General features: G+C 62.6%; 31 protein-coding genes. 16 read left to right on the top strand and 15 right to left on the bottom strand.

Translation table 11 applies throughout. The annotated features are described in order from the left end of the window. Positions 1–13: 13 nt before the first annotated feature. Positions 14–931, bottom strand: a complete 918-nt coding sequence (locus SSPSH_RS03240) for a lipid kinase (protein WP_051339735.1) — start codon at positions 929–931, stop codon at positions 14–16. Between the two features lie 128 nt (positions 932–1,059). Between SSPSH_RS03240 and SSPSH_RS03235 the strand changes: the two genes are divergently transcribed. Further along, entirely contained in the window at positions 1,060–1,599 is a 540-nt protein-coding gene (locus SSPSH_RS03235; protein ID WP_006914043.1) for a YIP1 family protein, read from the top strand. Positions 1,600–1,627: 28 nt separating this feature from the next. On the opposite strand, the gene dusB is transcribed toward SSPSH_RS03235, so the two are convergent. Next, positions 1,628–2,662: a tRNA dihydrouridine synthase DusB gene (gene dusB, locus SSPSH_RS03230; protein WP_006914044.1), complete on the bottom strand. Its 1,035-nt coding sequence runs from the start codon at positions 2,660–2,662 to the stop codon at positions 1,628–1,630. Between the two features lie 77 nt (positions 2,663–2,739). Here dusB and SSPSH_RS03225 point away from each other — a divergent pair, with 77 nt between their 5' ends. Both SSPSH_RS03225 and SSPSH_RS03220 read left to right on the top strand, forming a co-directional pair. Beyond that, positions 2,740–3,549 carry a BON domain-containing protein gene (locus tag SSPSH_RS03225; protein WP_006914045.1) on the top strand — a complete coding sequence of 270 codons (810 nt, stop codon included), beginning with the start codon at positions 2,740–2,742 and terminating at the stop codon, positions 3,547–3,549. Between the two features lie 3 nt (positions 3,550–3,552). Then, complete coding sequence (locus tag SSPSH_RS03220) at positions 3,553–3,879, top strand: hypothetical protein (protein WP_006914046.1); 327 nt, start codon at positions 3,553–3,555, stop codon at positions 3,877–3,879. A gap of 4 nt (positions 3,880–3,883) precedes the next feature. Here the strand turns inward: SSPSH_RS03220 and SSPSH_RS03215 are convergent, their stop codons facing one another. Continuing rightward, positions 3,884–5,215 (bottom strand): NADH:flavin oxidoreductase/NADH oxidase family protein, encoded by a 1,332-nt coding sequence (locus tag SSPSH_RS03215; RefSeq protein WP_006914047.1) that lies wholly within the window; start codon positions 5,213–5,215, stop codon positions 3,884–3,886. Positions 5,216–5,490: 275 nt separating this feature from the next. Beyond that, a complete protein-coding gene (locus SSPSH_RS18925; protein WP_021031355.1) occupies positions 5,491–5,730 on the bottom strand; it encodes a hypothetical protein in 240 nt (79 codons plus the stop codon). Between the two features lie 126 nt (positions 5,731–5,856). On the opposite strand from SSPSH_RS18925, the gene SSPSH_RS03210 reads away from it, so the two are divergent. Beyond that, positions 5,857–6,891 carry a DUF3080 family protein gene (locus SSPSH_RS03210; protein WP_161627795.1) on the top strand — a complete coding sequence of 345 codons (1,035 nt, stop codon included), beginning with the start codon at positions 5,857–5,859 and terminating at the stop codon, positions 6,889–6,891. A gap of 88 nt (positions 6,892–6,979) precedes the next feature. On the opposite strand, the gene SSPSH_RS03205 is transcribed toward SSPSH_RS03210, so the two are convergent. After that, on the bottom strand, positions 6,980–7,495 hold the full coding sequence (locus SSPSH_RS03205) for a hypothetical protein (protein WP_021031353.1): 516 nt from the start codon (positions 7,493–7,495) through the stop codon (positions 6,980–6,982). A 155-nt stretch (positions 7,496–7,650) separates the two neighbouring features. Between SSPSH_RS03205 and SSPSH_RS03200 the strand changes: the two genes are divergently transcribed. From SSPSH_RS03200 to sppA, 6 genes are all read left to right on the top strand, one after another. Beyond that, on the top strand, positions 7,651–8,067 hold the full coding sequence (locus tag SSPSH_RS03200) for a glycine zipper 2TM domain-containing protein (RefSeq protein ID WP_021031352.1): 417 nt from the start codon (positions 7,651–7,653) through the stop codon (positions 8,065–8,067). Positions 8,068–8,095: 28 nt separating this feature from the next. After that, positions 8,096–8,452 (top strand): PepSY domain-containing protein, encoded by a 357-nt coding sequence (locus tag SSPSH_RS03195; RefSeq protein WP_006914052.1) that lies wholly within the window; start codon positions 8,096–8,098, stop codon positions 8,450–8,452. Positions 8,453–8,476: 24 nt separating this feature from the next. Continuing rightward, positions 8,477–9,184 (top strand): response regulator transcription factor, encoded by a 708-nt coding sequence (locus tag SSPSH_RS03190; protein WP_006914053.1) that lies wholly within the window; start codon positions 8,477–8,479, stop codon positions 9,182–9,184. Further along, entirely contained in the window at positions 9,184–10,524 is a 1,341-nt protein-coding gene (locus SSPSH_RS03185; protein ID WP_006914054.1) for an ATP-binding protein, read from the top strand. The genes SSPSH_RS03190 and SSPSH_RS03185 overlap by 1 nt, the downstream gene beginning before the upstream one ends. A gap of 120 nt (positions 10,525–10,644) precedes the next feature. Beyond that, positions 10,645–11,157 (top strand): hypothetical protein, encoded by a 513-nt coding sequence (locus tag SSPSH_RS03180; RefSeq protein ID WP_006914055.1) that lies wholly within the window; start codon positions 10,645–10,647, stop codon positions 11,155–11,157. Between the two features lies 1 nt (position 11,158). After that, the gene (gene sppA / locus SSPSH_RS03175) at positions 11,159–12,157 is read left to right on the top strand and encodes a signal peptide peptidase SppA (protein WP_006914056.1); all 999 of its coding nucleotides are present in this window, start codon (positions 11,159–11,161) and stop codon (positions 12,155–12,157) included. A gap of 21 nt (positions 12,158–12,178) precedes the next feature. Here the strand turns inward: sppA and plsB are convergent, their stop codons facing one another. Genes plsB through SSPSH_RS03150 form a run of 5 tightly spaced genes read right to left on the bottom strand, consistent with a single transcriptional unit; the run spans position 12,179 to position 18,097 of the window. Then, a complete protein-coding gene (gene plsB, locus SSPSH_RS03170; RefSeq protein ID WP_006914057.1) occupies positions 12,179–14,689 on the bottom strand; it encodes a glycerol-3-phosphate 1-O-acyltransferase PlsB in 2,511 nt (836 codons plus the stop codon). Then, the gene (locus SSPSH_RS17715) at positions 14,690–15,385 is read right to left on the bottom strand and encodes a protein kinase family protein (protein ID WP_006914058.1); all 696 of its coding nucleotides are present in this window, start codon (positions 15,383–15,385) and stop codon (positions 14,690–14,692) included. Between the two features lie 12 nt (positions 15,386–15,397). Beyond that, positions 15,398–16,150 (bottom strand): MlaA family lipoprotein, encoded by a 753-nt coding sequence (locus SSPSH_RS03160; RefSeq protein ID WP_006914059.1) that lies wholly within the window; start codon positions 16,148–16,150, stop codon positions 15,398–15,400. 31 nt (positions 16,151–16,181) lie between these two features. After that, a complete protein-coding gene (locus tag SSPSH_RS03155; RefSeq protein WP_006914060.1) occupies positions 16,182–17,279 on the bottom strand; it encodes an NAD-dependent epimerase/dehydratase family protein in 1,098 nt (365 codons plus the stop codon). After that, positions 17,279–18,097 (bottom strand): lysophospholipid acyltransferase family protein, encoded by an 819-nt coding sequence (locus tag SSPSH_RS03150; protein ID WP_006914061.1) that lies wholly within the window; start codon positions 18,095–18,097, stop codon positions 17,279–17,281. Before SSPSH_RS03150 ends, SSPSH_RS03155 begins: the two co-directional genes overlap by 1 nt. 120 nt (positions 18,098–18,217) lie before the next feature. On the opposite strand from SSPSH_RS03150, the gene SSPSH_RS03145 reads away from it, so the two are divergent. After that, entirely contained in the window at positions 18,218–19,048 is an 831-nt protein-coding gene (locus tag SSPSH_RS03145) for a ParB/RepB/Spo0J family partition protein (RefSeq protein ID WP_006914062.1), read from the top strand. 74 nt (positions 19,049–19,122) lie between these two features. Here SSPSH_RS03145 and SSPSH_RS03140 read toward each other — a convergent pair whose 3' ends face one another. From SSPSH_RS03140 to SSPSH_RS03130, 4 genes are all read right to left on the bottom strand, one after another. Beyond that, positions 19,123–19,305 (bottom strand): hypothetical protein, encoded by a 183-nt coding sequence (locus SSPSH_RS03140; protein WP_006914063.1) that lies wholly within the window; start codon positions 19,303–19,305, stop codon positions 19,123–19,125. Positions 19,306–19,350: 45 nt separating this feature from the next. Then, positions 19,351–19,713 carry a c-type cytochrome gene (locus SSPSH_RS17710; protein WP_161627794.1) on the bottom strand — a complete coding sequence of 121 codons (363 nt, stop codon included), beginning with the start codon at positions 19,711–19,713 and terminating at the stop codon, positions 19,351–19,353. A 17-nt stretch (positions 19,714–19,730) separates the two neighbouring features. Beyond that, complete coding sequence (locus tag SSPSH_RS17705) at positions 19,731–20,066, bottom strand: c-type cytochrome (protein ID WP_006914065.1); 336 nt, start codon at positions 20,064–20,066, stop codon at positions 19,731–19,733. 90 nt (positions 20,067–20,156) lie between these two features. Next, positions 20,157–20,831: a hypothetical protein gene (locus tag SSPSH_RS03130; protein WP_006914066.1), complete on the bottom strand. Its 675-nt coding sequence runs from the start codon at positions 20,829–20,831 to the stop codon at positions 20,157–20,159. Between the two features lie 59 nt (positions 20,832–20,890). Between SSPSH_RS03130 and SSPSH_RS03125 the strand changes: the two genes are divergently transcribed. The 4 genes from SSPSH_RS03125 (at position 20,891) to SSPSH_RS03105 (ending at position 24,396) form a co-directional block, all read left to right on the top strand. Next, complete coding sequence (locus SSPSH_RS03125) at positions 20,891–21,166, top strand: acylphosphatase (protein ID WP_006914067.1); 276 nt, start codon at positions 20,891–20,893, stop codon at positions 21,164–21,166. A gap of 234 nt (positions 21,167–21,400) precedes the next feature. Beyond that, positions 21,401–21,961 carry a hypothetical protein gene (locus SSPSH_RS18665; RefSeq protein WP_021031350.1) on the top strand — a complete coding sequence of 187 codons (561 nt, stop codon included), beginning with the start codon at positions 21,401–21,403 and terminating at the stop codon, positions 21,959–21,961. 322 nt (positions 21,962–22,283) lie between these two features. Further along, positions 22,284–23,894, top strand: a complete 1,611-nt coding sequence (locus SSPSH_RS03110) for a peptide chain release factor 3 (RefSeq protein ID WP_006914070.1) — start codon at positions 22,284–22,286, stop codon at positions 23,892–23,894. A 22-nt stretch (positions 23,895–23,916) separates the two neighbouring features. Further along, complete coding sequence (locus tag SSPSH_RS03105) at positions 23,917–24,396, top strand: GNAT family N-acetyltransferase (protein ID WP_006914071.1); 480 nt, start codon at positions 23,917–23,919, stop codon at positions 24,394–24,396. A gap of 18 nt (positions 24,397–24,414) precedes the next feature. On the opposite strand, the gene SSPSH_RS03100 is transcribed toward SSPSH_RS03105, so the two are convergent. Next, positions 24,415–25,935, bottom strand: coding sequence for a Ppx/GppA phosphatase family protein (locus tag SSPSH_RS03100; RefSeq protein ID WP_006914072.1), 1,521 nt, complete (start codon positions 25,933–25,935; stop codon positions 24,415–24,417). Between the two features lie 75 nt (positions 25,936–26,010). On the opposite strand from SSPSH_RS03100, the gene SSPSH_RS03095 reads away from it, so the two are divergent. Next, positions 26,011–26,562, top strand: coding sequence for an NlpC/P60 family protein (locus SSPSH_RS03095; protein WP_338055875.1), 552 nt, complete (start codon positions 26,011–26,013; stop codon positions 26,560–26,562). The last annotated feature ends 15 nt before the right edge of the window (positions 26,563–26,577 follow it).

Below are 26,577 nucleotides of genomic sequence, written 5' to 3'. Positions count from 1 at the left end.
TGGCGGCCGCGATCTATTGGTTATTTTTATTGTCGCGCCCATAGCGGTCGACATATTCCTGCGGCACCTTGACCTGCAGCGCGCCGGGATGAATACGAAATGTCGCCGGGGTTTCGGTCAGGATTTCGCCGTCGGTGTTGATCGGCATGGGTTTGCCGGTATCGACTTCGAACTCGGTGCCCTCGAGCAGTTGTACGCCCTGAATGGACTTGTCCGGGCCGCGCACCAGCGTCGGTATCATGCCCATCAGTTTGGTCAACGACTGCGGCTGAAGGCTATACAGATCGAGCCGACCATCATCGAGCGCGGCATCGCTGGCCACGGCGAGCCCCCCGCCGAAATAACGACCATTGCCAATCGCAAGCTGGATCGAGTGCAGTCGATGGGTTTCATCGCCGCAGCGCACCACGGCATCGAACGGCTCGGTGTCGCGATAGGCTTTAAACACGTTGCTCGCATAGCCGAACGAGCCAAACCATTTCTTGGCCGCATCCGAACGATATTCGCAGGCCCGCACGGCCAGGCCCACGCTGGCGACGTTGACGAAATACACGTCGTTGCACTGGCCCAGATCCACGCCGTGGCTCACGCCTTCCACCACATTGCGACAGGCCGCTTCGAGCTCGGTGGGGATCAGCAGCGTACGGGCAAAGTCATTCGCTGTACCCAGCGGCAGAACACCCATCGGGCGCCCCGCGCGCATGACCGCGGCTGCCGCAAGATTGAGCGTGCCATCGCCGCCACCGAGCACGATGATATCCACATTCGGCGCATGCCGATCGATCTCGGCCGGCACGTCATCGGGTTCTTCGAATTTGCCGAGGGTGATCTCTACATCGAGCGCTTCGAGCGCGTCGCGAGCCGCCTGTGCGTTGGCTTCGCCCTGACGGGATTTCTGATTGATCAGCAGTAGGGCGCGCAGAATCTTCACCGATTGGAAGTAACAGAGCCAACAGCGTAAGTGCGCCCCGTGACAAGCGCAATCCACAAAATACGCATGCTGGCGCCAGAGCGCGTTCTCAGCCAAGATCGGATGGAAATCCAACGACTGACTCAGTCATGCAAAGCCTTACCGAACGAATGATTGGCGCTGCCAAGCTGCAGGCGCCTACCTATGAAGAAGTCGAACACGACCGTGGCGCGACCGGCCAGGCGGCACTGATTGTCGTTCTCGCGTCGCTCGCCGCCGGTATTGGCGCGCTGGGCGGCGGCACGATCGGCTTTCTTCTGCTCAACGCCGTCGCCGCCCTGCTCGGCTGGTTGATCTGGGCGGCAATCATCTGGGCTGTGGGCACGAAGTTACTGCCCGAAGCGCAAACAGAAGCCGATGTCGGCCAGCTGCTGCGCACGCTGGGCTTTGCCGCCACGCCCGGCCTGCTGCGCGTGTTCGGCATCATTCCGGTCATCGGCGGGATCATCTGGTTCATCGCCTCGATCTGGATGTTGGCCACCACTATCATCGCCGTGCGCCAGGCGCTGGATTATCAAAGCACCCTGCGCGCCGTCGGCGTGTGCGTGATCGGCTGGGTGATTCAGCTGCTGATCATGGCGCTGATCGGTGGCATCGCCGGCCCGACTGGCACCGCGCCGGGCATGTAAGCCCGCGCAGTGCTTTAGCACATGCGTTTCAAGCGGCCGTGGCGATTCGTCGCCCGGCCGCTTTTTCGTTGTTCGGTTCCCCGGCCCGCGGTTCGGCCACGGCGGCGGCATCGAAATAGCAGTCGAGCAAGCGCAGCTGGCGCGCTGCCGTATCCGCCTGAACCATATCCATATACAGCGCAGGCGCGGCCGGCCGACGTTCGTTGAGCCAGCCAATATGCTTGCGCGCCACACGCACGCCCTGTTGCTCGCCGTAGAAATCATGCAACTGTTCGATGAGCCCGAGCAGCAGTTCGCGCTCATCGGCCACACTTGGCGGCGCTGGCGTCACCCCGGTGGCACGTTCGATCGCGATCTCACGAAAAAGCCAGGGCCGACGGCAAGCGGCGCGGCCGATCATCAGCCCGTCTGCACCGGTGGCTGCGAGCACCGCGCGCGCCTTGGCCGGCGAATCGATATCGCCGTTCGCCCAGACCGGGATCGACACCGCGCGTTTAACCGCGGCGATGGTCTCGTATTCGGCAACGCCGGTGTAGTGCTGATCGCGCGTGCGGCCATGCACCGCGAGCGCAGCGATACCCGCCTGCTCGGCACGACGGGCAATCGCCACGGCATTACGCCGATCGGCGCTGACGCCGGTACGCATTTTCAGCGTCACCGGTATATCGACCGCATTCGCCACACCGTCGAGAATGGCGGCCACGCGGTCTTCATCTGCCATCAACGCTGAGCCGGCGGCCTTGCGACACACTTTCTTGGCCGGGCATCCCATATTGATATCGATGATGTGGGCGCCGTCATCGGCGTTGACCCGAGCGGCGTGGACCAGATCGGCCACATCGCCGCCGGCGATCTGGACAATGCGCGGCGCGGGCTCGCCGTCCTGATCAAGACGCAGCTGCGATTTACGCGTGGCGCGCAGCTCGGGCCGCGCCGAGACCATTTCTGCCGTGGTCACACTCGCGCCGAGCGTGCGACACAGCGCGCGAAACACGCGGTCGGTCACGCCAGCCATGGGCGCAGCCGCCAGCCCCTGCGCGAATGTATAACCGGCGATATGCATGGGTTTCATTCTAGCGACCCAGCACGGGCTTATAAACGTGTTATTTTCGGTTATCGGCTTATTCCAACTCGTCTTCGATGAACAACGCCAACATCCGTTTCGCTACCGTGTTCACCGGCCTCGTACTCGGCCTGAGTGTGCTCGCCGGCTGCTCCGAGACACCGCAAGAAAAATACGACAACGCGGTCGAACAGCTCAAGGAAGCACGTGAATCGCGCAACGACGCACAAGAGGCCTTGAACGACAAGAAAGAAGAGCTTCAGGAGCTGCAGGCAAACCTCAACGAGTCGGAAGCCGAGCTCAAGAAAGCGCGCGACAAGGTCGCTGCAGCGTCCGAAGCTGTAAACAAGACGGTTAACGATCAAGTGCTCTTCCGCACCATCCAGCGCGACGTGCTCAACGAGAAGTCGTTCGACAAGTCCGCTATCTCGGTGGGCGTAAAAGACCGTGTCGTTACCCTGACTGGCGTTGTCCCAGACGAAGAGACACGTGAGCTGGCGCTCGAGAAAGCGCGTTCGCAGGCGGGTGTCAAAGACGTGGTCGACGAACTCGAAATCCAGGACGGCGAAGGCAAGCCGAAGGCACCGTCTGCCGACAAGGCGTCGACGCCGGAGCAGAAACAGCCGCAGCCCGCCGAGCAGGATAAACCCGCACAGCCGACGGGCGACCAACAGCCGCAAAATCAGGAAAAGCAGCCACAGGACGCGCCCAAGGCTCAGCCGCAGCCCGCACCGCAGCCGGATTCACAGCAGCAGCCGCCAAAACCGCCGCAACAGCAGCCTCAGCCGAACGCGCAGGGCGATACGCCCAAACCGCCGATGGTGCCCAAGGACAACGAGGGCTCGGCCTCGGCCGCTGAGCCCAGCGCGCACGGCGCGGCGGCTTAAGTCATGCTGACTGCCGCCTTCTGGTTATTGCTCGTCGCGGCGCTCGGCGGGCTGACGATGGCGGTACTCGACGGCGCCACGCGCCCGCTTCGTATCGGTCACGGTGCAATTGCGGGCGTCGGGCTGCTTTGCCTGCTCATCGGTGCGTTCATTCAACCCGGCCTGTTGGTCTGGAGCGCGTTCGCACTGGTGGCGATCGGGTTTGGCGCGGGCGCCGTTTTCTTTGGGGTCATCTTCAAGCATCGTGCCCCGCCACGATTTCTGATCATTGGCCACGGCGCGCTTAACGGTCTGGGCGTGCTATTACTCGGGATTCAGGTATTCAGCTAGGCGCTCACTCCGCGTCAAGCGTATCCGCCTGTTTTTGAAAAGAGCGAATCCGCCGAGCCGCGCTCAGTTCCGAGCGGACATGTCCGAATAATCCCTGGCGAAGCGCCATATTCCAATCCGGCTCCAGCCCCCGCCCCATACGCATGAGCTGCATGTAATACCAGCCCATCTGGGAAAAAATATTCACGAAGCGCAGCGCGGAAACCGACGAGCGCGGCCCGAACATGCCCTGGCCATAAGCCAGATCGGCGCCGGGGTCCACCGCTTGCGCCGTGGTGTTCTCGAACAGACGGGCGACGAAGTTCGGGTCCACGCATAACGGGCGCCCCAGGCCGATCACATCGGTATCGCCACTGTCGAGCGCTTCGACCATGGCATCGCGCGAGCGAAACCCGCCTGTGACCATCAATGGCATGCTGGCCGCCTTGCGTATCAATGCCGCATATTCGAGAAAATAGGCTTCGCGCCGGCGCGTGCTCTGACGCGGGGCTTCAGCCTGGCTTTCGTCGCCACTATGGCCCAGCAGGCGCGGCTGTTCGTAACTGCCACCTGAAATTTCGAGCAGATCGATGCCGCAATCATTAAGCCAGCGCACGACCTGAATACACTCGTCGTTACTGAAACCACCTTTTTGGAAATCGGCCGAGTTGAGCTTTACGCCGATGGCAAAGTCGTTACCTACCGCTTCGCGTACGGCCCGTACTACCGCCAGCAGCAACCGGGCCCGGTTTTCCAGGCTGCCGCCGTAGTCGTCCTGGCGACGATTGGTCACCGGCGACAGGAATTCACTGAGCAGGTAGCCGTGCGCGCTGTGAATCTGCACGCCGTCAAAACCCGCCTCGCGTGCGATTGTCGCCGCATTCACGAAGCGCTCGATCACACTCGCAATCCCCTTACGCGTCAATGCCCGCGGCGTGCGATAGGCACCGAGCAACTTCAGGCCGACCGGCGACGGCGCGACCGGGCGCGGGGTGCAGTACAACGGTGCCTGTCGGCCGGCATGCGACAACTGCATCCAGACATGGCTTGCGCCCTCCTTGGCGGCAGCGGCCCAGCGCGCCAACGCATCACGATCGGCATCGCCATCGATGACGACATTACCCGGGCGTTCGAGATCCCAGCGGTCGATCTGGACATTACCGGTAATCAAAAGCCCCGCGCCGCCGTGCGACCAGCGCCGATAAAGCGTTTCCAGCGCAGGCGTGGCGTTCATGCGTGCATCCGCGAGGCCTTCCGTCATCGCCGCCTTGGCGATCCGGTTGGGTAGCGTTTGCCCACAGGGTAAAACCAAGGGTTCACGCAGGCGCATGGTCGCTTGGGCAGCAGGTTCCGGCATCACAGCGTTCGTTTGAAAACCTGCGCCGAGCATAGCCTGCACTGCCGACCGACGCACGATCCGACGCTACGGCGCGGCTCGGCTGCCCGTCCGACACCCAAAGCGCGAGCGCGCGGGCACTGCAACGACGCTTGCTTCGTGGACAGCGTCGAACTGTCGATATCACCACTTGGCGTCCGCATGCATCGGCCAGCCGCCAGACAACGTAAGCCGATCCGGCAACAGGCCGACGACCAATACAGGCCAACCATCGCCGCGTTCGGCACACTGCGCCCTTACCAAACGCGCCAGATCGTCCAGCGTGTCCAACGCGGGGTAGAGCGCACATCCCGCATCCACCTCGGGCAAACTTTGACCAGGTCGGTCAGTATGAGGCCGGCGCGTGGCTGGATCGCATGCTCGATTCGGTCGAGCAGCGCACGGTTGGCATCCAGGCGCCGTTCGACATGCACGGCGACCCGCGGCGCCGACGCATCGTCGGTCGGGTTGTCCTTCCCCTGCCGGGGCCCGAACATGCTTGTCTCTCCAGCAACTGCGCGTTCGCAGCGATCGTATCGCGACTCATGACCGCAGACGATTCCCTTAGGCCACACATGCTGCGACGCTTCACGTTAGCCGCTGCCCTGGTAACCGCCGCGCTCGTGACAGCTATTATCGGCGGCTGCACAGGCACGGACAGCCCACAGGCTCGCTTCGATGACTATCTCACGCGACTGGCTCGTACGCTGGATCGCGATCCAGAGCCAGCCACGCAGCTGACCCGGCGCCTCTACCCGGCACGGCGCGATCTGCGACAACCGGTCGATACCCCGCGCACCGGCTGGATCGGTTTCTTTCAACTGCATCGCTGCGGACTGGTCAACCTGGTTTCCGAGCGCAACAGCATCCTTGGCCGCGTGGCGCCACCGCAGGCACGCCTGGCTTACGAGTCGCACCTTATGGTCGGACTGACGCGTTGTCGCGCCAGTTTCGATGACACGACCGTTGCGGACGGCGATGATCGCGATTTCATTGCGCGTCTGGATGAACTGATTGCGCTCAAGCGTCAGGCACGCGGCGCACTCCTCTGGAACCAGACCATCGCGAGCGCGCCAATGGCACATCTGTTCAGTGTCGCCGGCGGCAATGCCGGGCTCGAGCCGAGCCTAGCCGGGCGCGCGCCCCGCCGTGCGCTTGCACGCCTGACCGCAGCAGTAGCCGATATACGCGCGCAACGCGCAGTCGATGAAGCATCGCTCGCCGACGCCTACGAAATACTCGATGCCAGCGAATATGGCGGCGCGTTGCAGGTCGCCGCGCTGGAGGCCACAGCTGCGCTCGAGCGGGCTACTGCCCTCATCGAGGCGCGCCTGGCCTCACGGCCGCTGTGTTTCAACGCCCAGCCAAACCGACGCGCGCGGGTGCTGCACACGATCCTCGTGGATATCTACGGCCCCCAGGTGCAATCGTATCTTGCCGATCTGGTTCGCGCGGGCCGGCTCTGGCGGACATCCATCGAGGCGCTGATTGACGCACAAAGTATCGATCCGCCTTTGGAATTCGATCGCTATCAACAAGCCACACTCGTCGACAACCGCGGTATCTGGGGGCATCTCGATCACGCGATCGAACGACATACCGAGCATTGGCAAGACGCTATGCGTCAGTGCAACCTGATGCCCGGAAGCAATACTTGACCCGACAGGCCAGAGCACGGCAGAAGATTCTACCCCTCATTGATGGGCAAAGCGCTCGAACCGACTGGTTTCGGGAGAAGCGAACGCCCTATTTAATCGCACGCTCGGCGGGCTGCACGGCACGCCGGGCCGGCTGGACGGCGCGCCCGGTACCCATCTCCCGCCGTTCATTGTAACTACGGTCGTAATTCCGATGGCGACGGTCGTCGCGCCCGTGACGATCGCCTCGATAATTGCGGTCCCCCGTTTGCCCCCATCCGTAAACACCAGGCGCGGCGGGTGCGCCGTAGCGGCCACTGGCGCCATTGTGCTCGAACACGCGGCCCTTGCCGCGATAGCTCGGCCCGTAGGCATAGCCGCCGCGATGGCGGTTTCGATACTGAGGATAAACCGGCTGGACAGGCGTCTGATATTCCTCGTAGCGGAAACCGCCCGAGGGACCATAAACTTCGGTACGCCGTTGGCTGTTATAGCTGCCGAAAGGCGTCGAACGATGCTGCTGATCGATAATCACGATGCCGGAATTGTCCGCGGCGGCGACAGTACTCGCCATCGCAAACAACCCGGTCAGTACAGCGGCTCGTTTGAGAATCTTTGGCCACATGATGTCCGAACCTCCCGCAGCGATCGCTGCTTGTTGGTATCGATCATGCTTGCCACTGCGTGAATACGCCATGAATCGGCAGGCGTTATGCAAAAATTAAGGATGCGTTCAGCGCATTGCGCCTAACTTTGCTTCGACGCTAGGGGACTCCGATCATGACACCAAATTTTTTGCCGATACGACACCTTCTGGCCGCTGGCTTGGTGGCGTCATCCATTTTTGTTGCCGGCTGCGCGAGCAATCCCAGACCCCAGGTCGACCCGATATTCCAGGCTGTGCCCGGCGGGCAATACGATTGCTACTACCAGAGCGATGATCGCAATGTCGCGGTAAAAGGTGCAACGAGCACAGCCGGCCAGGCCGTACTCGGCGGTGCCGCGGGCGGCGTATTGGGCAATCAGTTCGGGAGTGGCTCCGGGCGTGACATCGCTACCGGTCTGGGGGTGGTTGCCGGCGCGAGCGCGGGCGCATGGAACGCTCGGCGCATGGAAAACAACCGTCTCAATGATTGTCTGCAACGCGGCAACGGCTATCAGAACACATCGCCGTCCGGCTTTCGGAGCGGCTTCTAGCGCGGGCTAACCACCTGCTCTTATTGCCATGACGCGCTACGCGATCGATCAAGAGACTGCACTGGCCAGCCTGCGCATCGCTATGGCCTTGCTGATGCTGCTTGTATGCCCTATTGCGCTAGCCCAATTTGGGGGCAATGCGCTACGCGCGCCGCTGGCAGAAGGCGCCGGCCCCGGTAAAACCCCACCGAGCGAAGTCGCCGAGCGCGACACGCGTCCGCAGCCGAATGTGGCCCCGGCAGAAGCGGCACGACGCGCATCACGGGAATATGGTGGACGCGTACTCAACGTCGTACTGGAAGATGGCCCCGGCGGCCCCTACTATCGGGTAAAGCTGCTGGATGGTGGACGTGTACATATCGTGCATGTCGAAGCACGCCACTAGCCCACAAACAACACGATTGACGTTATGCGAGCACTGGTTATCGAGGATGATGTCGATCTGCGCGAACAGATCTGTGCTCAGTTGCGCAGTGACGGTTTCGCAGTCGACGCCACGGGTGAAGGCGAAGAGGGTCTTTTCTTTGCGCTGGAGTATCCGGTCGATATCGCCATCGTCGACCTGGGCCTGCCCGGACCAACCGGTCTGGATATCATTCGCGAGGTGCGCGAATCCGGGCTCGATTATCCGATCCTGATTCTTACCGCCCGCAGCCGCTGGCAGGATAAGGTCGAAGGGCTGGAAACCGGCGCCGACGACTATGTCGTCAAGCCGTTCCAGCCGGAAGAACTCACCGCCCGGATCCAGGCGCTGGTACGTCGTTCGCGCGGCTGGGCACAGCCGAAGCTGGAGTCCGGCGACATCGTGCTGGATACCGCGCGCCAGGAAGTCTTCGTCGCCGGCGATTCCGTGGAACTGACCGCCTATGAATACCGCGTGCTCGAGCATCTGATGCTGCACGCGGGTGAAGTGGTATCCAAGACCGCGCTCACCGAGCATATCTACGAGGAGAACGCCGAGCGCGACTCCAACGTGATCGAGGTGTTCGTACGCCGCCTGCGCGCTAAGCTCGACCCGGAAGGCACCCGCAAACCGATCGAAACCCTGCGTGGCCGTGGCTACCGGCTGGCGCGAGATGCTCGCACGCCTACGAGCGACACCGCGCAACAACCGTGATGAATTCGCTGCGGGCGCGGCTTCTCGCCGCCACCGCGGTTCTTCTGCTGGCTTTCATCGTACTCACTGGCGTGGCGCTGGAAACCGCGGTGAGCGAGCGCGCCGATCAAGCCGAGCACGACCGCCTTCAAGGCCTGAGCTATGCGCTGCTCGGTAGCGCCGAGATCACCGCGGATGGGGGGTTCAAACTGGCGCCGCGCGTATTGCCGGAATCCGATCTGACCCGGCCGGATTCCGGACTATATGCCATGGTCCTGGATGAACGCGGCGAAGCGATCTGGCGTTCGCCTTCCCTGCTCGATCCGCTCGCCCTGGAGACACTTCCAGCCGTGGGCGAATGGCAGTTCATGCGTATCTATCCCGAGCGCGGCACGCTAATCACCTTGTCGTTCGGTTTTCGTTGGGTCACGGACGACGGCACCGATTATCGCTATACGCTCGTGGTAGCAGAAGATGCCCGGACCTTCATCAAACAGATGCAGCGTTTTCGCGGGGTGCTCTGGACGTTGTTGAGTGCCGCGGCGCTGATCCTGTTGATTGTGGAGTTGTTCATTCTGCGCTGGGGCCTGGCGCCATTGCGACGGCTTGCCCGCAACCTGGCCAATCTCCAGGCGCACGAGAAACGGCGTATCGAGGGACGCTACCCGGACGAGATCCAGCCGCTGGTGAGCAATCTCAATACCATGCTCTCCAACGATCAGGCACGCCTGACCCGCTATCGCAACGCACTCGGCGATCTGGCCCACAGCCTGAAAACGCCGATGGCCGTACTACGGGGTCTGGCGGAGGATGAACGCCTCGACGAAAACCAGCGCCGCGGGCTACGCAATCAGTTGGCTCGCATGAACGATATCCTCGACTATCAACTCCAGAAAGCCGCTGCGGCCGGCAAGCGCAGCCTGGCCGTATCGATCGCGATAGCGCCGATCGCAGAAAAACTCGCCCGGGCTCTGACCAAGGTCTATGCCGAACAGGGCACGCGTTTCGACGTACATATCGCGGCCTCGGTCAAAGCGCCGATCGATGAAGGCGACCTCACCGAATTGCTCGGCACCCTCATGGACAATGCGGCCAAGTACGGCGACGGCGAAGTCGACGTACGTGCCGAAACGCGAGATGGCGATCTCCATATGCAAATCGACGACAACGGTCGCGGCTTCGGCGAAGGCTCGACCGAGCGCCTGCTCGAACGCGGCGTACGCGCGGATACCAGCCGTGAAGGCCAGGGCCTGGGACTCGCCGTCGCCGCCGAAATCGTGCGTTCCTATACCGGCGATATCATCCTCACCCGATGCGAAAAAGGCGGCGCGCGCGTAGAGATCGTGCTACCGGCCGAGTGATAGGATGATGGGCTGGCTCAGACCAGCCCCGAACTCCACACGCCGGCGGATATTCCACACCGCGAGCGGCAACCTGGCGCGCCGCAAGGTGCGTTTCGACGACCAACCGATATATTCAGCATGGACAATCCCGATACCGCCCGACGTCTCGACCCCGAGCAGCTTGACCCTGATGCGCTCAACCCGCGCACTTATCATCGTGTGATCGGCCCGGCTCTCAAGATCGCCGCCAATGTCGCCGCCAAGCGCGGCCACCCGACGCTACACGACGATATGCCGGCCATGCTCGCACTGGTCGAAATGGTCACGCGCCTGGCCGATCTGTTCACCGAACACTATCCGGCAGCCGCGAAAGAAGAGCCGATGCTCGAACACGCCGCGACCGGGGCCTGCGTGATGGTATTCCAGCAAGCCAAGATGGCGGCCGATGCGATCGGCCAATGCCTGGCTGCCCTGGAAACCGCCTATCGCCAGCTCTACGAACACGAGGTGCTCGACGAGGCCCGCCCGTTCATTGCCATGGCATGGGAGCATCTCGACGACGAACAGCGCGAGGAGGCCGAAAAATGCCTGACCCAGGCCACCGAGCGCACGATTGCAGCGATCGAGGCCTGGCAGACCCAGGTGCATTAGCGTGGGCGGTCGTGCACGTTCTGCGCTGAAACTGGCGCCGCTGTTCGCGCTCGCGTTTGCGCTCGCCGGCTGCGTAGTTATCTCGCCCTTCGGGGCCAGCGACAACGCCTTGCGCGAAACCACGGTGCAAGGCGAAGGTCGCGCCAAGATTCTGTGGCTGCCGATTTCCGGCTTCATCTCCGATGCACCGGCGAGCCGCGCGCTCGGACTCGTGCAGCAGCCGTCAACGCTGGCCACAGTCAGCCGTGCGCTCGACAAGGCAGCCGACGATGATGAAATCGGCGCCGTCGTATTGCGTATCAACAGCCCCGGCGGAACAGTCGCCGCGGCCGACGAGATTCACTCGCGTATCGCCCGCTATCGTCGCGAAACCGGCGTACCGGTCATTGCCAGCTTCGGCGGCGTGGCCGCCTCGGGCGGTTATTACGTGGCCATGGCTGCCGATACCGTCATCGCGCAACCGACTTCGATCACCGGCTCCATCGGGGTGATCATACCGGGCGTGAACGCCAGCGGCCTGCTCGACAAGCTCGGCGTAGAGAACGCGAGCTATGTCAGCGGCCAGCATAAGGACATCATGTCGCCACTGCGCGAGGCCACGCCCGAAGAGCGCGCCATTGTCCAGGATGTGATCGATTCGCTGTTTGCGCGTTTTGTAGCCGTGGTCGAGGCCGGTCGGCCCCAGCTGGATCGTGATCATTTCGACGAGATCACCGACGGCCGGATTCTGGCCGCCGATGATGCGCTACGTCTTGGCCTCGTCGACGAGATTGGCCATATCGATGACGTGCTGGCGCGTGCACGCGACGCGGCGGACGTAACTTCGGCGCGCGTGATTCGCTATTACCAGGGCCGCAGCGCACCGAACTCGATTCTCTCGGAAACCGCCGCTGCCAGCGGACTGCGCATGAGTGCGGCCGGTGTGCCGGTGGATTTATCCTTCGATAGCCAGGCCTCGGCCCAACCGCTCTATCTCTGGCGGCCCGCGCCGCCGCGCTAGGGCTTCAGCGTCGCGCTGCGACTAGTCTGATTTGCTGGCCGGCTCGGCCTGTGCGCTGCTATCGACACCGTCGTCGAGGTGCGGCAACGACGTGAGATGCGCGATCGACTGGCGTAGGTCCGCACCCAGCAGTTGCAGCGCGTGCTCGGCCACGTCGCGCAGTGCCGGGTCGATTTCGAGCTTGCTGCCCTGCTGGTGCAACAAACCGACACGCACGAGCGTTTGCAGATGATTGCGAAACAGCCGGGAATCGAAGAATTCCGGGCTGTTGCGGCCGGTGAGTATCGCCATGCGCTCGGCCATGAGCTGGCATTGACGTTCGAAACGGCCGCGTTCGACGTTACCGGTTTCAAGATTATGGCTGAGCAGCATCACCGTCATGGCATAACGCTCGAGCGCTTCGCGCATGATCCGCGACAGGCTCATCAATGCCGCGAACGCCGCCGTGCCGGCTTCCGGGCGCTGTAGCCGACCGGTTTCGTCGCTCAGCAGCAATCCACACTTGAGCAGCCCATCGATCGCCTCGCCCAGCGCGGCACGCGCCTGCTCGGTCGGCCAGCGCAGGAACAGCTCCGAGGCCAGCAAGGGATAGAGTTCTACCGCATCATCGAGCACACGTTCGCGCTCGCGCGACTCGGCATGCGCAAAGAAATTGGCCACCAGCGACGGCAGCGCGAACAGGTGCATGACGTTGTTGCGCGTATAGGTCAGTAATACGGCTTGACGCGATTCCACGGTCAGCACATCGCCCCAGGCGTGGGGCACTCGAATCAGGCGCATCATCGGCTCGGCCTCGGCGAGCAGTTCACGGCCGTCGGTTTTTTCCGGCGGCGTGGCATCGCGCGAGTAAGGGCAACGACGCGCCAGCTCCGCCAACAGCGACAAGGTCTTCACCATTTCGTCTTCGGCGACGGCTTTTTGCGGACTCCCCAGCAGCACCAACGAGGCGAGACCGGTGGCATTGAGCGTGGCCGTGGCGTTGATGCTCTCCATCACTCGCTCAGCCAGCGTGGCGACAAAATCCTGCAGCCAGCGCGGTCGACTGTCCATTTCCAGCGCCCGCATCTTATCGCGCCAATCCGGCAGATGGGCATCCGCATAGGCCTGCAGGTCGATCGGCTCGCCGAACGACACGAACACGCGGCCATACTTGCGTTTCAGAACCTTGGTCGAGCCGCGCACGAGATCGCCCATCGACTCGCCTTTTTTGACCCGCGTGCCGCGCAGTTCGTCGAAATATTTGTTGACCTCCATCACGCGGTCGTAACCGATATACACCGGCACAATCGCCGCGGGCGCACCTTTGCCGCCCAGCGCGCTGGTGACCGCCATCGACAGCATGCCGGTTTTAGGCGACAGCAGCCGGCCGGTGCGACTGCGCCCACCTTCGGGATAGAACTTCATGGGCTGGCCGCGCTGAATCAGTACGTCGACATAGGCGCGAAAGACGGCGGTGTAGAGACGGTCGCCCTTGAAACTGCGACGTAGATAGAAGGCACCGCAACGGCGCAACAACGCGCCGACCGGCCAGAAATTCAGGTTCACGCCCGCTGCGATCTGCGGCAAGGCCAACCCTTCCTGGTACAGGATGTAGGAGACCAGCAGATAATCCATATGGCTGCGGTGCGATGGCAGATAGATCACCTCGCGCCGGTCGTGCGTGGTTGCGCGCAGGCGAGCGAGATGGCGCACATCCACACCGTCATAGATGCGATTCCACAGCCACGTGAGCACGCGCAACATGAAACCGATGGCGATATTCGAATAGTCGGCCGCGATCTCGTTGGCGTAGTCGCGCGCCCTGGAACGAGCCGCCGCGGTACTCACCTTATCGCGCCGCGCTGAATCTTCGATCGCCTGTTGCACGTCGGCGTCGGCGAGCAGCGAATTGATCAGCTGGCTGCGCCGCGACAGCGCCGGGCCGAGCGTGGCTGCACGCTGACGCCGGAAATGAATGCGCAGCACGCGTACGAGCTTGCGCACCATGACGTCGGGCGCCGCATCCTCGTCCAGAAAGCCGCGGTAATCGAGCGGCTGCCCGAAGTGCACCAGGGTGTTGTGGCCGTTGGCCAGCACGATGAGCAACTTTCGCAGCCGCCCCGTACGCTCGCTGTCAGCGAACAGAATACGAAACAGCGAGGTTTCCTTGACCGGGTTACGCCCCCAGAACACCGAGACGGGCACGAGCTGCACGTCGTAATTCTGATCGTGCAAGCCGAGCGCGACGATACGGTGCAGCTCGGAACGCTCGCCGCTGCGCCCGACCGGCAACGCCACCACGACCGAGCGTTGCATGCTCGGCATGCTGTTGCCCGCCAGATAAGGTCGCGGCAAGCCATGCTCGGCACAGACCGCCTCGAGCGCCAGCCAATCCATGACACTGGCGACCGGCAAGACATAGCAAACCGGCTTGTCGCCGGTCAGCGCGATCTCCGATAGATCGGAAGGCGACGGATGGGTGTTGATCCAGGCCCGCAGCGGCCAACGCAGCAGCGGGATGAACAACGACAGAATACGCAGTAGCCAACCCACTCAGGAACCTACGAAAAAACGTACGACGGCACGCGTGCGCTCGCCGATCGCGCGCGCGATGCGCTCGACCGGGCCACGCTCGTCGAGCCGCGCCCGATCATCGGCGGTGGCCAGCCGCGGGGCAAAGCGAACCCGCAGCTTGGCAAGCGCGCTCTCATCGGCGCCCACGAACTGCCGGAACAGCCAGTTCCATGGCAGATTCCAGCCGCGGCCGCGACATACCCGGGCTACAAAATCCACGATATAGGGTTGCCCGTCTTCATCGACGAGCATATTGCTCGGCGCTCTGAGGTCACAGTGCGCCACCCCACGGGCATGCATCTGGTCCACCAACTCGTCGAGCTTGTGGTAAGCCGCCTCTGCAGGTTTGGCCTGCGGCCAGGGCGTGGCGGGGAGGTACTCGATCAACACCCCGCGCGCATCCAGCTGGCGATAGAGTTGCGGCACGCCGACGATACCGTCGAGACGCCGGAGCGCGCTGGCCTCACGCCAGATCAGCACGGGCGCAATTATCCGGCCGAACCAGCCGGGCGTACGCGCATAGTCCTTGAACACCGCACGTGCATCGCCGTACACGACGAGCGCCACTTCCGGCTCGGTGCGCCCGCCACTTTTATAATAACGGGTGGCGTGCGCATGCAGCTGTGCACGTGTGAGGCTTTCGAGCACCTTCAGATCAGTCGACTGTGCGGCCATCCGCGACAATCGCTAGCCGGCGTCTTCGTCGTCCGCGCCGTCGTCCTGATACAACCGATCGGCCGGCACGTCGCCATCGTAAACCGCCTTGAGACGGTTTTCGAGATAGTAGCCACGCATGAAGGCATAGGGATCGAACTGCTGCTCGAGCGTTTCCTCGAAACCGAGCAGGCTCGCACGCAGGTTGATCAGATCCAGCGCACGCAGGCTCCAGACCACGTAGTCGTAGTCCTCATCCACATAGTTGAGCGGATAGACGAACTGGTCGCCCACCCGGCCGAACACATCGCGGCCGCTGCTCGGGCCCAGGAACGGCAGCACCAGATACGGCCCCTGGCCGAGGCCCCAGTAACCCAGCGTCTGGCCGAAATCCTCGTCGACCTTGTCGACGCCAACCGCACTGGCGACATCGAACAGCCCGCCGACGCCAGCCGTGGTATTGACCATGAAGCGGCCCAGCGAGGTATTGAACGGCCCCCACTTGAGCTGCAAGGCGCTATTGGCCATGTTGACCGGCTCGTCGAGATTGGCGAAGAAGTTGCCAACGCTGGTCTGGACCCGATCGGGGGTGATCTTGTCGTAGCCACGCGCCACCGGCTGGAGCACGTAGCGATCGGCGGTATCGTTGAACTTGTAGACCGCGCGGTTAACCGGCTCGATCGGATCCCAGGGATCGGAGGGCGGACTGTGCACGCAGCCACCCAGCGCGAAAAGACCGAGCAGCCCCGACAGGAGAGTCAGCCGTTGCGGCAAGCGTGTCGTCATGTAATACCTCGAAGCGAAGCCAGCAGCGCGCTCATTTATGGGCGCGATAATGGCCCAGCAGATCGGCCAGTGAATGTTGCGGGGTGAAATCGAAGGTGCGTGCGAACAGCCCGCCGTCGATGATCACCGCGTATTTGAAGAAATCGATCAGATAATCCGGTGGCGCATAACGCCCCAGCGCCCGGACCGATCGGCGCGCCAGCGCCGGCGGCACGGAGGGCAGAAACAGCCGGCGACAGCCGGCCAGCTGCAGCGCATCCTGATAGGCCACATAGTCGTCAGGGGCAACATTATATACGCCTGGATGGTTACGCTCGAATGACCGCACCACGGCATCGGCCATATCCTCTACATGAATGAACTGCATTAACGGCGAGAAACCGAACAGACATGGCACGACCGGCTGCGCCAGCATCCGACTGATCTCGTTGTTGATACCCGGGCCCGCGATATTGCACGGCCGCAGGATCGTGATGTTGAGCTCAGGATTCTTGTAAAGATGAATATTGAACAAATTTTCGAGCTCGACGGCGTCGACCACTTCCGGCATGAGGTTGGCCGCACGCATCGGATATTCCTCGTCGATAAGCGACGGGTTGCGCGCATCCGCACCGTAGACGTGGAAAGTGGACATGGCGACGACCTTTTCCACGCCGTATTTCAATGCCAGCCGCAGTAGCCGTGCGGTACCCACCACATTGGCCGAATAGCGCCGATTGCGCGTCGACTGGGTGAATCGAATCCGCCCCAGATGAATGATTCCCATGAAGCCGTGCTCGCGGAACACGTCCTCGAAGGGCCATTGGTTGAAGTCCACAACGTAATCGACGGTATCCGGATAATCCGTCTGCAAGCCGCGAAACTCGACGCCGATCACGTCGTAGTTCTCCTTGAGCAGCGCAATCACATGCTGGGCCAGCGCGCCCGCTGCGCCGGTCACCAATATCTTGCCGCGCGTGCTGCTACCAATGCCCGATGCCGCTTTCTTGCTCTTGGTCGCTGCAGGTGCTGACTGACGTCGAGCCGGTGTCTTGCGACGCGGAGCGGACTTCGTATCGTTATCCTCTTCTGTGCTGGCCTGTTCGTTCTCGGACGCTGTCTTGCGCTTGCGCTCGTTCGGCTGACTCATCAGAAAATACTCTTGCGCTGAGCAATACCCGTGTCGATGAGATCGCGGATAGCGTCCTTGACCTCTTCAACGCGCCATTCGACATCGCGCTCGTTGCGCGCATCGTTGGCAAAATGCATCGGCTTGCCGAAATTGAGGAACACGCGCGCGGGCAACGGCACCAGCGGTGCGAGCGGGAAATACGGCATCCCCAGCATGCGCGCCAGCGGCTTGATATTGACCAGCGACGGCATGGTTTCCTCACAGCCGACCACGCCCACGGGCACGATCGGGGCGTTGTGCTCCATAGCCAAATGCATGAAACCATGGCCGAAGCGCTGCAGCTGATAGCGCAGCCGATACGGCTTGCCGGAACCCCGAATGCCTTCCGGAAAAACCACAATCGACTCTTCGCGCTCGAGCATCTTGCCGCAGTTCTTGGGGTCGCCGATGACCCCGCCCACCGAGTTCATCCAGTTGCCAAGAAACGGTACGGAAGGAAACCAGCGCTCGATCATGGAACGGGGCAAACGGGCATTTTCCGACTTGTTGGCGACGGCGAAACTCACCATCACGCCATCCATGGGCAATTGACCGCTGTGGTTACCTACGATCAACAGGCGCCCTTCCCCGGGGATATGCTCCAGCCCCTGCGCCTGTACGCGGAAATAGTTCTGATACAGCCACCGCACCGCCGTGAACGTAATCTTGGCGGTATCGGGGTTGAGCCCCCACGGATCGTAGCCCTGGGTGCCGATATTATGTTTCGGCAAGGCATCGACCAACTGGTCGACATCGCGGCCCACGGTCCGCGGTTTAAGAAATTGCCGGGTGCGCATGTTTACTCCTCGCACGAACAGACGCTTTATCAACGACGCGTCTTTGGTCTTACACTGGCGCCAACGCTTTGAGCTTAGCACGCAGATCAGCCGTGCCGAGCCTGTTTCAGGCCTGCTTCGATGACCGATTTTTCCCCCGCCGCCGAAAGCCACGCCCGTCGCGTGGTATCAATCAGTATCGAGCTGATCCGGCCCGGCACGAGCCAGGCGCGTACGGCATTCGAATCCGAGCGTATCGACGAACTCGCCACCTCGATCGCCAGCGCCGGGGTGATCCAGCCGGTGGTGGTATGCGGCGACCATGCGTCGGGCTATCAGCTGCTGGCCGGGGAGCGCCGCTGGCGTGCGGCCCAACGCGCGGGCCTGACCGAACTGCCGGCGATCGTGCGCAACGATCTGGATGCCACCCAGGCTGCGGTGCTGGGGCTGATCGAGAATCTACAGCGTGAATCGCTGGGTGTGATGGATACGGCCCATGGCCTGGCACGCCTGTGCGACGAACACGGCCTCACCCACGACGCCGTCGCCCGCCAGATCGGAAAGTCGCGGGTCTACGTGACCAATTATCTACGCCTGCGCCAGCTCGCGGCTCCGGTCCAGCGTCATATCGAAGCCGGCGAACTCAACCTGGGACACGCCAAGATCCTGGCCGGGCTGAGCGAGGCGCAACAGATTGCGCTCGCGCGCGACGCGGCCAAAAAGCACATGAGCGTACGCCAGCTCGAACAGGCCGCACGCCGTGCGGCCACCCAGGCGGCGCCCACCCGCGACGCCACGGGTCCGGATAACACGATGCGAGAGCTGGAAACCCGGCTGGCCGAGCATGTCGGCAACGCGGTCGCCATCGACTACGACGCCGAGCGGCGGCGCGGCGAATTACGGATCGCTTTTCACGATCTCGACGAATTCGACGGCTTGCTGGCGCGGCTGGGATTCAATACAGAGGCGTAATCCGGCCTTCGGCGGCCGTGATGGGGCGCTTCTTTAGCGCCCGGCCGGGCGACGCGCAGCCGCCGACGGATGTACTAGCGCCGCGGCCCGTTGGAAGGCCCGCGGGTTTTCTTGACTGCGCCCATGAGCCCGAAGCCCAGGATCACCGCCGCGCCCACACCGATCCAGACCGGGGGCACGCTCAAGGCATAGGCACCGTAAGCCAGCGCACCGGCCACAATGACGATACCAATCATGTAGATCGCGAAATTCGACATCGATTACTCCCCCAAGCGAGGCGCGCGAGCGCCCAGCGATTCAAATTAGTCGGCCATCGGCGTATGCAGCGGACTATCCTGCTCACTGTAATAGCGAGCCAGCGCCTTGAGCTGCGCATCACTCATGCCCTGAACTTGTCCGCCCATGATCGCGTTTTTGCGATCACCATCGCGATAGGCTTTCAGACTGTGCAGGAGATAATCCTGGTACTGGCCAGCGATAACCGGGAAGTTTGCCGTTTGCGATACACCGTTCTTGCCGTGGCAGCTGGCACAGGTCTGGGTCGTCTGCGATACCCAGTCGTTGCCCGCGGGCTTTTCATTGCCATGATATTCCTGGGCAACGACCGCACCGGCAAAACCGCACAGCGCCAGACAGATCAAACCGCGTGAAACTGTATGCCTCATCGTTCTACGCCCCGCCATTACGGCTTCATCTGCGACAGATACGCCGCAATGTCCTTGATGTCCTGATCACTCAGGCTCGACGCCTGTGCATGCATGGTGGAATGCTTGCGATCGCCACTGCGATAGGCCTTGAGCGCAGACTCGACATACGTTGCATGCTGACCGGCCAACTTCGGCACATGATAGGTCGGGTAGGCGTTGCTGTATTCGGGAATACCGTGACAGCCCACGCAGGTGTAGAAGCGTTCCTTGCCAGCCGCAGCGTCGCCACCTTCGGCCTGGGCGAACGCAGGGCCATACACGAAGGCGCAACAAATCAAGGCCGCCAGGGCCTTACGCCAACTTTGAATCATCGAAATCTCCCGAAAACAGCCTGCGTCTTGGAGCACAGCGCAGCGATATGCTCTTGTAAAACCGCGCGCGAGTCAATTGGTCGACAGCGCTCAGTCGCTCTGATCATCACCTTTGAGAGGCTCGACCACCTGGGCGACGCTGGCATTGAGATTGAACGCCGAACGTTCACCCGGGCGACGGCTGCGCCCCAGATCCCGCTCGTCAAGTTGCAATAGCGCCAATTGGGCGATACCGCCCGCGCTTCCCCCGGCCGGCCCGGACCATACGCCGATGCGTGGCTCTCCGGTTGCACTACGCGGCAACCCGTCGCCGTAAATGCCGCGCAGCGGTTCCGGCATCAGCGCCTGCGCCCCGCCATCCAGCGGCGCCGTACTCAACTGCACGTCCAGCCAGGTCCGCCAGCGTCGAGCAGCCAACTGTTCCAACGGCTGAGCCGGCAAACGTTCGATGACGTTGCGGGCAACCACGGCGGCTGCGTTGCGCCCATGCCGGATCAGCCCCTGTCTGCTGCCGGCATCCAGCGCGAGACGCTCGCGCTCAGCCCCCGGCGGCGGCAGCCGCATCGCGCCATCGACATGCGCGCGCAGACGCAGCATCTCTCCCTGCCCTCGGGGCGTACTGCTGATCGCGACCGTCGCGGTCAGCCAGGGCGCACCGCCATAAGGGCTGGGCAGACGCAGCTGTACGGTTGTATCGCGTGGTGCGGCGGCAACGGCGTTCGGTTCGATCAAACGACGCACGCGCCGGCGAATGCGGTTGAACATGGTTCGAAGCGCGCCAAATAGATATTGAACCTCTATAATGACGCATTACGGACATTGCCATGAAGAACACTCGTCAATTCCTTGTAAGCGGCCGCGTACAGGGCGTGGGATTCAGAGACGCCACACGTACACGCGCCAACGAGCTCGGCCTGGCTGGCTGGGTTCGCAACCTGTCCGATGGACGAGTCGAAGTACAGGCGGCAGGAAGCGGCGAAAAGCTCAATGCGCTGGCCGACTGGCTGCAGGACGGCCCGCCGTCAGCGAAGGTCGAGCACGTCGACACCCAATACATTGAATCGTCGGACACTGCCCCCGAGCCGTTCGCCGTTCGTTGATTCCGGACCGCCCGGCGGCCCTGCAAACCGATACCATTGTCATGACCACCCATTCGAACGATACCGTCTTGCCGCGCTGGGCCTGGCTGGGCATACCGCTGGCGATATATCTCGGCCATTATCTGGCCCGCGCCGTTTTGAGCGATCCGGTGTATGACGTGTGGCTGCGCCACGAATCGGGACTGACCGAGATCGGCACGATCGGCGTACTGGCGCTGGCATTCGTGGGGGGGGGTGATCGCTACGACCTGGGCGTTTCGCCGCGGCGACCGCGCACTGACCTGTTTTTTCGCGCTGTTCAGCCTGGGCTGCCTGTATTTTGGCGGCGAGGAGGCAAGTTGGGGCCAGCACTGGTTTGGCTGGGCCACGCCGGAACAATGGCGAGCGTTGAACAATCAAGGCGAGACTAATTTCCACAACTCCAACTCGCTCGCCGGCTCATTGCTCGATCAACTGCCGCGCAATCTGCTGGCCGTGGCCATGCTGGTCGGCGGCAGCATTCTACCGATCATAAGGCGTCTGCGCGGCCGCTTTTATGCCCGGGGCACGTTCGGCTACTGGGTGATGCCGGGCTTCGACTGTGTCGCGATCGGCCTGATCGCCCCGCTCGCTTCGATTCCCGAAAAAATATTCGAGTCCGCCATGGACGACGTCCCCTTCCCTTTTGATATCGAAGGCGGCGAAGTCAAGGAACTGATGTTCGCTGTATTTCTGGGCCTGTATATCGTCACGGTGCTGTTGCGTATCCGCAGCGAGCGATCGACAGCAGCGACAAGCGCTGCGCGACATCCATAGACAGGGCCCAAAAAGAAAGGCCCGAATCGGGAGGGCAGCCGATCCGGGCCTTGAAAAGCGACGCCGCTCAGGGGGAAGCGGCGCCACCATCGCAACGTTATCGCTCGGGTAGGATGAACGTTGCTTTGGCGCAAAACCGGTGAAGGGGGAACACCGTTTCTGCGAAGAGCGGCGAGGTATTGCGCCCCGCCGGCTTCGAGACGAATTATAGGCAACGCGCATCGCCATTCATAATTGCATTTCTTAGCACTATGAATAGCGCTGCACTATACACATACTTTTATCAGCTTATACAGCCTTTTATAGCGACCGGGAGCCATCGATGAGCGCGTCACCCGCCCTCGACAAGACACCGACAGCGCGCGAAGCGACCAAGCGTCGGACTTTTGCCATCATCTCGCACCCCGACGCGGGCAAGACCACGCTCACCGAAAAACTGCTGCTGTTCGGCGGCGCGATCCAGCTTGCCGGCACCGTGAAAGGGCGCAAGGCATCGCGCCATGCCACCTCGGACTGGATGGCCATGGAACAGTCGCGCGGCATCTCCGTAACCACCTCGGTGATGCAGTTCCCCTATAACGAGCGCATCGTCAATCTGCTCGATACGCCGGGCCATGAGGACTTCTCGGAAGACACCTACCGCACGCTCACGGCCGTGGACAGCGCGCTCATGGTCATCGACATCGCCAAGGGCGTCGAGCCGCGCACGATCAAGCTCATGGAGGTCTGCCGACTGCGCACCACGCCGATCTTTACCTTCATCAACAAGATGGATCGCGAAGGCCGGCCACCGCTGGAAGTGCTCGACGAGGTCGAAGAGGTGCTGGGCATCAGCTGTGCGCCGATCACCTGGCCAATTGGCATGGGCAGCCAGTTCAAGGGCGTATATCACCTGCTTGAAGACAAGGTGCATCTCTACGAGGGTTCGGACAACGAGGCCGGCGGCAAGACCGTCACCCTCGATGGCCTGGACGACCCGCGCCTCAAGGAAATCGCCGGCATCTTCTACGACGACCTGCTCGAAGAGATCGAACTGGTGCGCGAAGCCGGTGACGGCTTCGATCTGGATATGTATCTCGCCGGTGAGCTCACGCCGGTGTTCTTCGGTTCGGCGGTGAACAATTTCGGCATTCGCCCGCTGCTCGATGCGTTTGTCGAATGGGCCCCGGCGCCGATCCCGCGCTCAACCACCAGCCGCGAAGTGGTACCCAACGAGGAGCCGCTTTCGGGCTTCGTGTTCAAGATCCAGGCGAACATGGACCCGCAGCATCGCGACCGTATCGCCTTCATGCGGGTGTGCTCGGGCCACTACGAAAAAGGCATGAAGATGCAGCACCTGCGCGCCGGCAAGGAGATCCGCGTCAATGACGCCATCACATTCATGGCCAATCGCCGCGAGGCCGCGGAAACCGCCTGGCCCGGCGATATCATCGGCATCCACAACCACGGCACCATCGCCATCGGCGACTGCTTCTCCCAGGGCGAGGATCTGCAGTTCACCGGCATTCCGAACTTTGCGCCGGAACTGTTCCAGCGCGTGGTCCTGCGCGACCCGCTCAAGGCGAAAGCCCTGCACAAAGGCCTCGACCAGCTCTGTGAAGAAGGCGCCACCCAGGTGTTTCGCCCCATCAACAACAATGACGTAATCCTGGGCGCCGTTGGCGTGTTGCAGTTCGACGTGGTCGCCGAGCGGCTCAAGAACGAATACGGGGTAAAGGCAACATTCGAACCCATCAACGTGCATACCGCGCGCTGGATTTACGGCGAGGAGCGCGAGATCCGGCGCTTTCGCGATCGTATGGACGACGGCGTGGCCGAGGATCATGGCGGCGCGCTGGTGTATCTAGCCCCTACGCGGGTCAAACTGCAGCTGACCGAGGAACGCTGGCCGGAGATCACCTTCGCGGCCACCCGCGAATACAACGCCAACTGACTCGCCATACCGCGGCCGGCCGATGACAGACCCGATCCGCGTTCGTCGCTTTCGTGAAGGCGACGAGCCCGCGCTGTTCGAGATCTTTCATTCGGCCGTCCACCAGATCGCGCGGCGCGACTATACGCCGCGCCAGATCGAGGCGTGGGCGCCGCGTACGCTGGACGAGAACGCCTGGCGCGAGCACATCCGTGTGCTGCAGCCGTTCGTGGCCGTGCGCTACGGCCGGCCGGTCGGCTATGCCGACCTCCAGCGCAACGGTTATATCGACCATTTCTTCGTCTGCGGCGATCACCCGCGCCAAGGCATCGGCCACGCGTTGATGGCCGCGATCGAGACCCAGGCCCGGCATTGGCAGCTGGGTGAGCTCAGCGCAGACGTCAGCCTGACCGCCGAAGCGTTTTTCAGCCGCTACGGATTCCAAGTCGTCGAGCGCCAGTCACGAACCGTGCGCGGCGTGGCGCTGGCCAACGCCCGCATGCACAGGGTACTGCGCTCGTAGCGCGTACCCGGCCGAGCGCTATGCCTCGGGCAAGGTTTTCAGCTTAATATCCGCTCGCGCAAGCAACTCTGCCTCCCGGGCCAGATCGGCCTGAGTAAGCGGCCGTTCTTCCAGCCAGTCAGCGTCGCAATACAGGCTTATTTCGCCCTGCGCCACCTCCAGCCAGGCCGGCGGCGCGATCTGTGGATCACGGCCCCGGTGCAGAATCACGGCCAGGCGCAACACCAAAGCCAAGCGGTAAGTCAGCCCGCGCCAATCTTCGGGCAAAGCATCGATCAGATCGGAGCGAAAACGGCCACGGTGCAAACGCACGAGCGTGGCCAGAACGGCCTGGTCGCTACGCGAAAACCCTTCCAGGTCGGCGTTGCGCAGAATATATTCGCCGTGCTTGTGATAGCCCTTGTGTGAAATCGCCAAGCCAATTTCGTGCAGCAGCGCGGCCCAGCGCAGCAGCCGAGACGCCATACCCGTCGCGCGCTCGTCGTCATAGTCGCCGAGCAGATCGATCGCGGTGTCGGCGACACGCTCGGCCTGACCGCGATCGACATCGTAACGCCGACTCGCCGCAAGCACGCCGTCCTCGCGCGCATCGTGGTCGTGCAGACGTCCGAGCAGATCGGCCACCACGCCTTCGCGCAGCGCCTTGTCCGACACGCGCATCGCCTCGATCCCCAGGCTTTCGAACAAACCGGTCAACACCGCCAGGCCACCCGGGAAAATCGCGCGCCGCTCGTCGGATACCCCGGGCAGGTCCAGCTTGTCTACCTTGCCGGCCTTGAGTAGCGCGCGTGCCAGGGACTTGAGGTCGGCCGGCGTGATGGTTTCGTCGGTCTTCTTCGCGCCGGCAGCACGCAAAATCGATTTCACGCTGCCTGAGGCGCCGATTGCCAGATCCCAGCCGGCCTGGCGATAGGCACGCGCAACGGGCTCGACGGTCAAGCGTGCATCGGTCACCGCCGCCTGCCAGGCCTTACGCGTGATCTTGCCGTTGGCAAAGAAACGCTGCATCTGCACAACCGCGCCCAGGGACAGACTTTCCACGAGTTCCGGGCGTGCCAACTCACCGACGATCAGCTCGGTCGAGCCGCCGCCGATATCGATCACCAGCCGGCGGGGATGATCGTTACCGAGATCCTGAATGACGCCGCCATAGATCAAGCGCGCTTCTTCAGCGCCATAAATCACTTCCACAGGATGGCCAAGCGCGGCGCTGGCTTCGGCCAGAAACGCATCGGCATTGCGCGCGCGGCGTAGTGTATTCGTACCGACAGCGCGCACATGGCCCGGCGCCAGCCCCTGCAGGCGCTGCCCAAAGCGTTCGAGACACGCCAGCGCACGGTCCGCGGCCGCGCCGTCAAGCTGGCGATCGGCGGACAGACCGCCCGCCAGACACACCGATTCCTTGAGCCGATCGACCACATGCAGCTTGCCGCCATCGTCGCGGACCACGATCATATGGAAACTGTTCGACCCCAGATCGACGGCCGCAACCGTCTGCGGCGCACTTTTCGTGCCGCCTTTTTCGCGCTTACGGTTCATATGTCTATCTTAAGAGGGCCGGCCGGCGCGCCGATAAGGGAATCGATGAACACGGGCAAACATAGGCACAAAGAAATGGCGCAGGCGATTATGTCGCAATGGCGTAGGCAGGTGCACCTATCCCGGCCATGGCCGCTGGCACTGATGCTGGTCACGGCGGTCGTGCTCGGCGGTTGCGCGAGCCAGCCGAACTACCCTGCCCAGTCCCCGTATTCGGGCGTGAGTACGAGCCGCCATGCCGATCATGGTGCGATGGTCGATGCCCTTTACGACTACTACCATCAATGGCGCGGCGTGCCCTATCGCTATGGCGGCATCGATCGCAACGGTATCGACTGTTCTGCCTTTGTCGCCCGTACGATGAGCGAGCTGGAATCACTGAACCTGCCGCGCACCACCAGCGCACAGGCTCAGCTGGGCCAGCCGATATCGCACGGCGATCTCTCACCGGGCGATCTGGTGTTCTTCAAGACCGGCTACAGCAGCCGGCATGTCGGCATCTATGTTGGCGCCGGACGCTTCATGCACGCATCGACCAGCCAGGGCGTGACCATGTCGCGACTGGACAACATCTACTGGCGCAGCCATTACTGGCAGTCGCGTCGCCTGGTCACTCAGACCTATTGAGCCGGCATCCGGCGG

It is taken from the genome of Salinisphaera shabanensis E1L3A (assembly GCF_000215955.2).
Lineage (GTDB): Bacteria > Pseudomonadota > Gammaproteobacteria > Nevskiales > Salinisphaeraceae > Salinisphaera > Salinisphaera shabanensis.
Note: the sequence above shows the minus strand (reverse complement) of the source record. Positions and strands in the feature narration are given on the sequence as shown.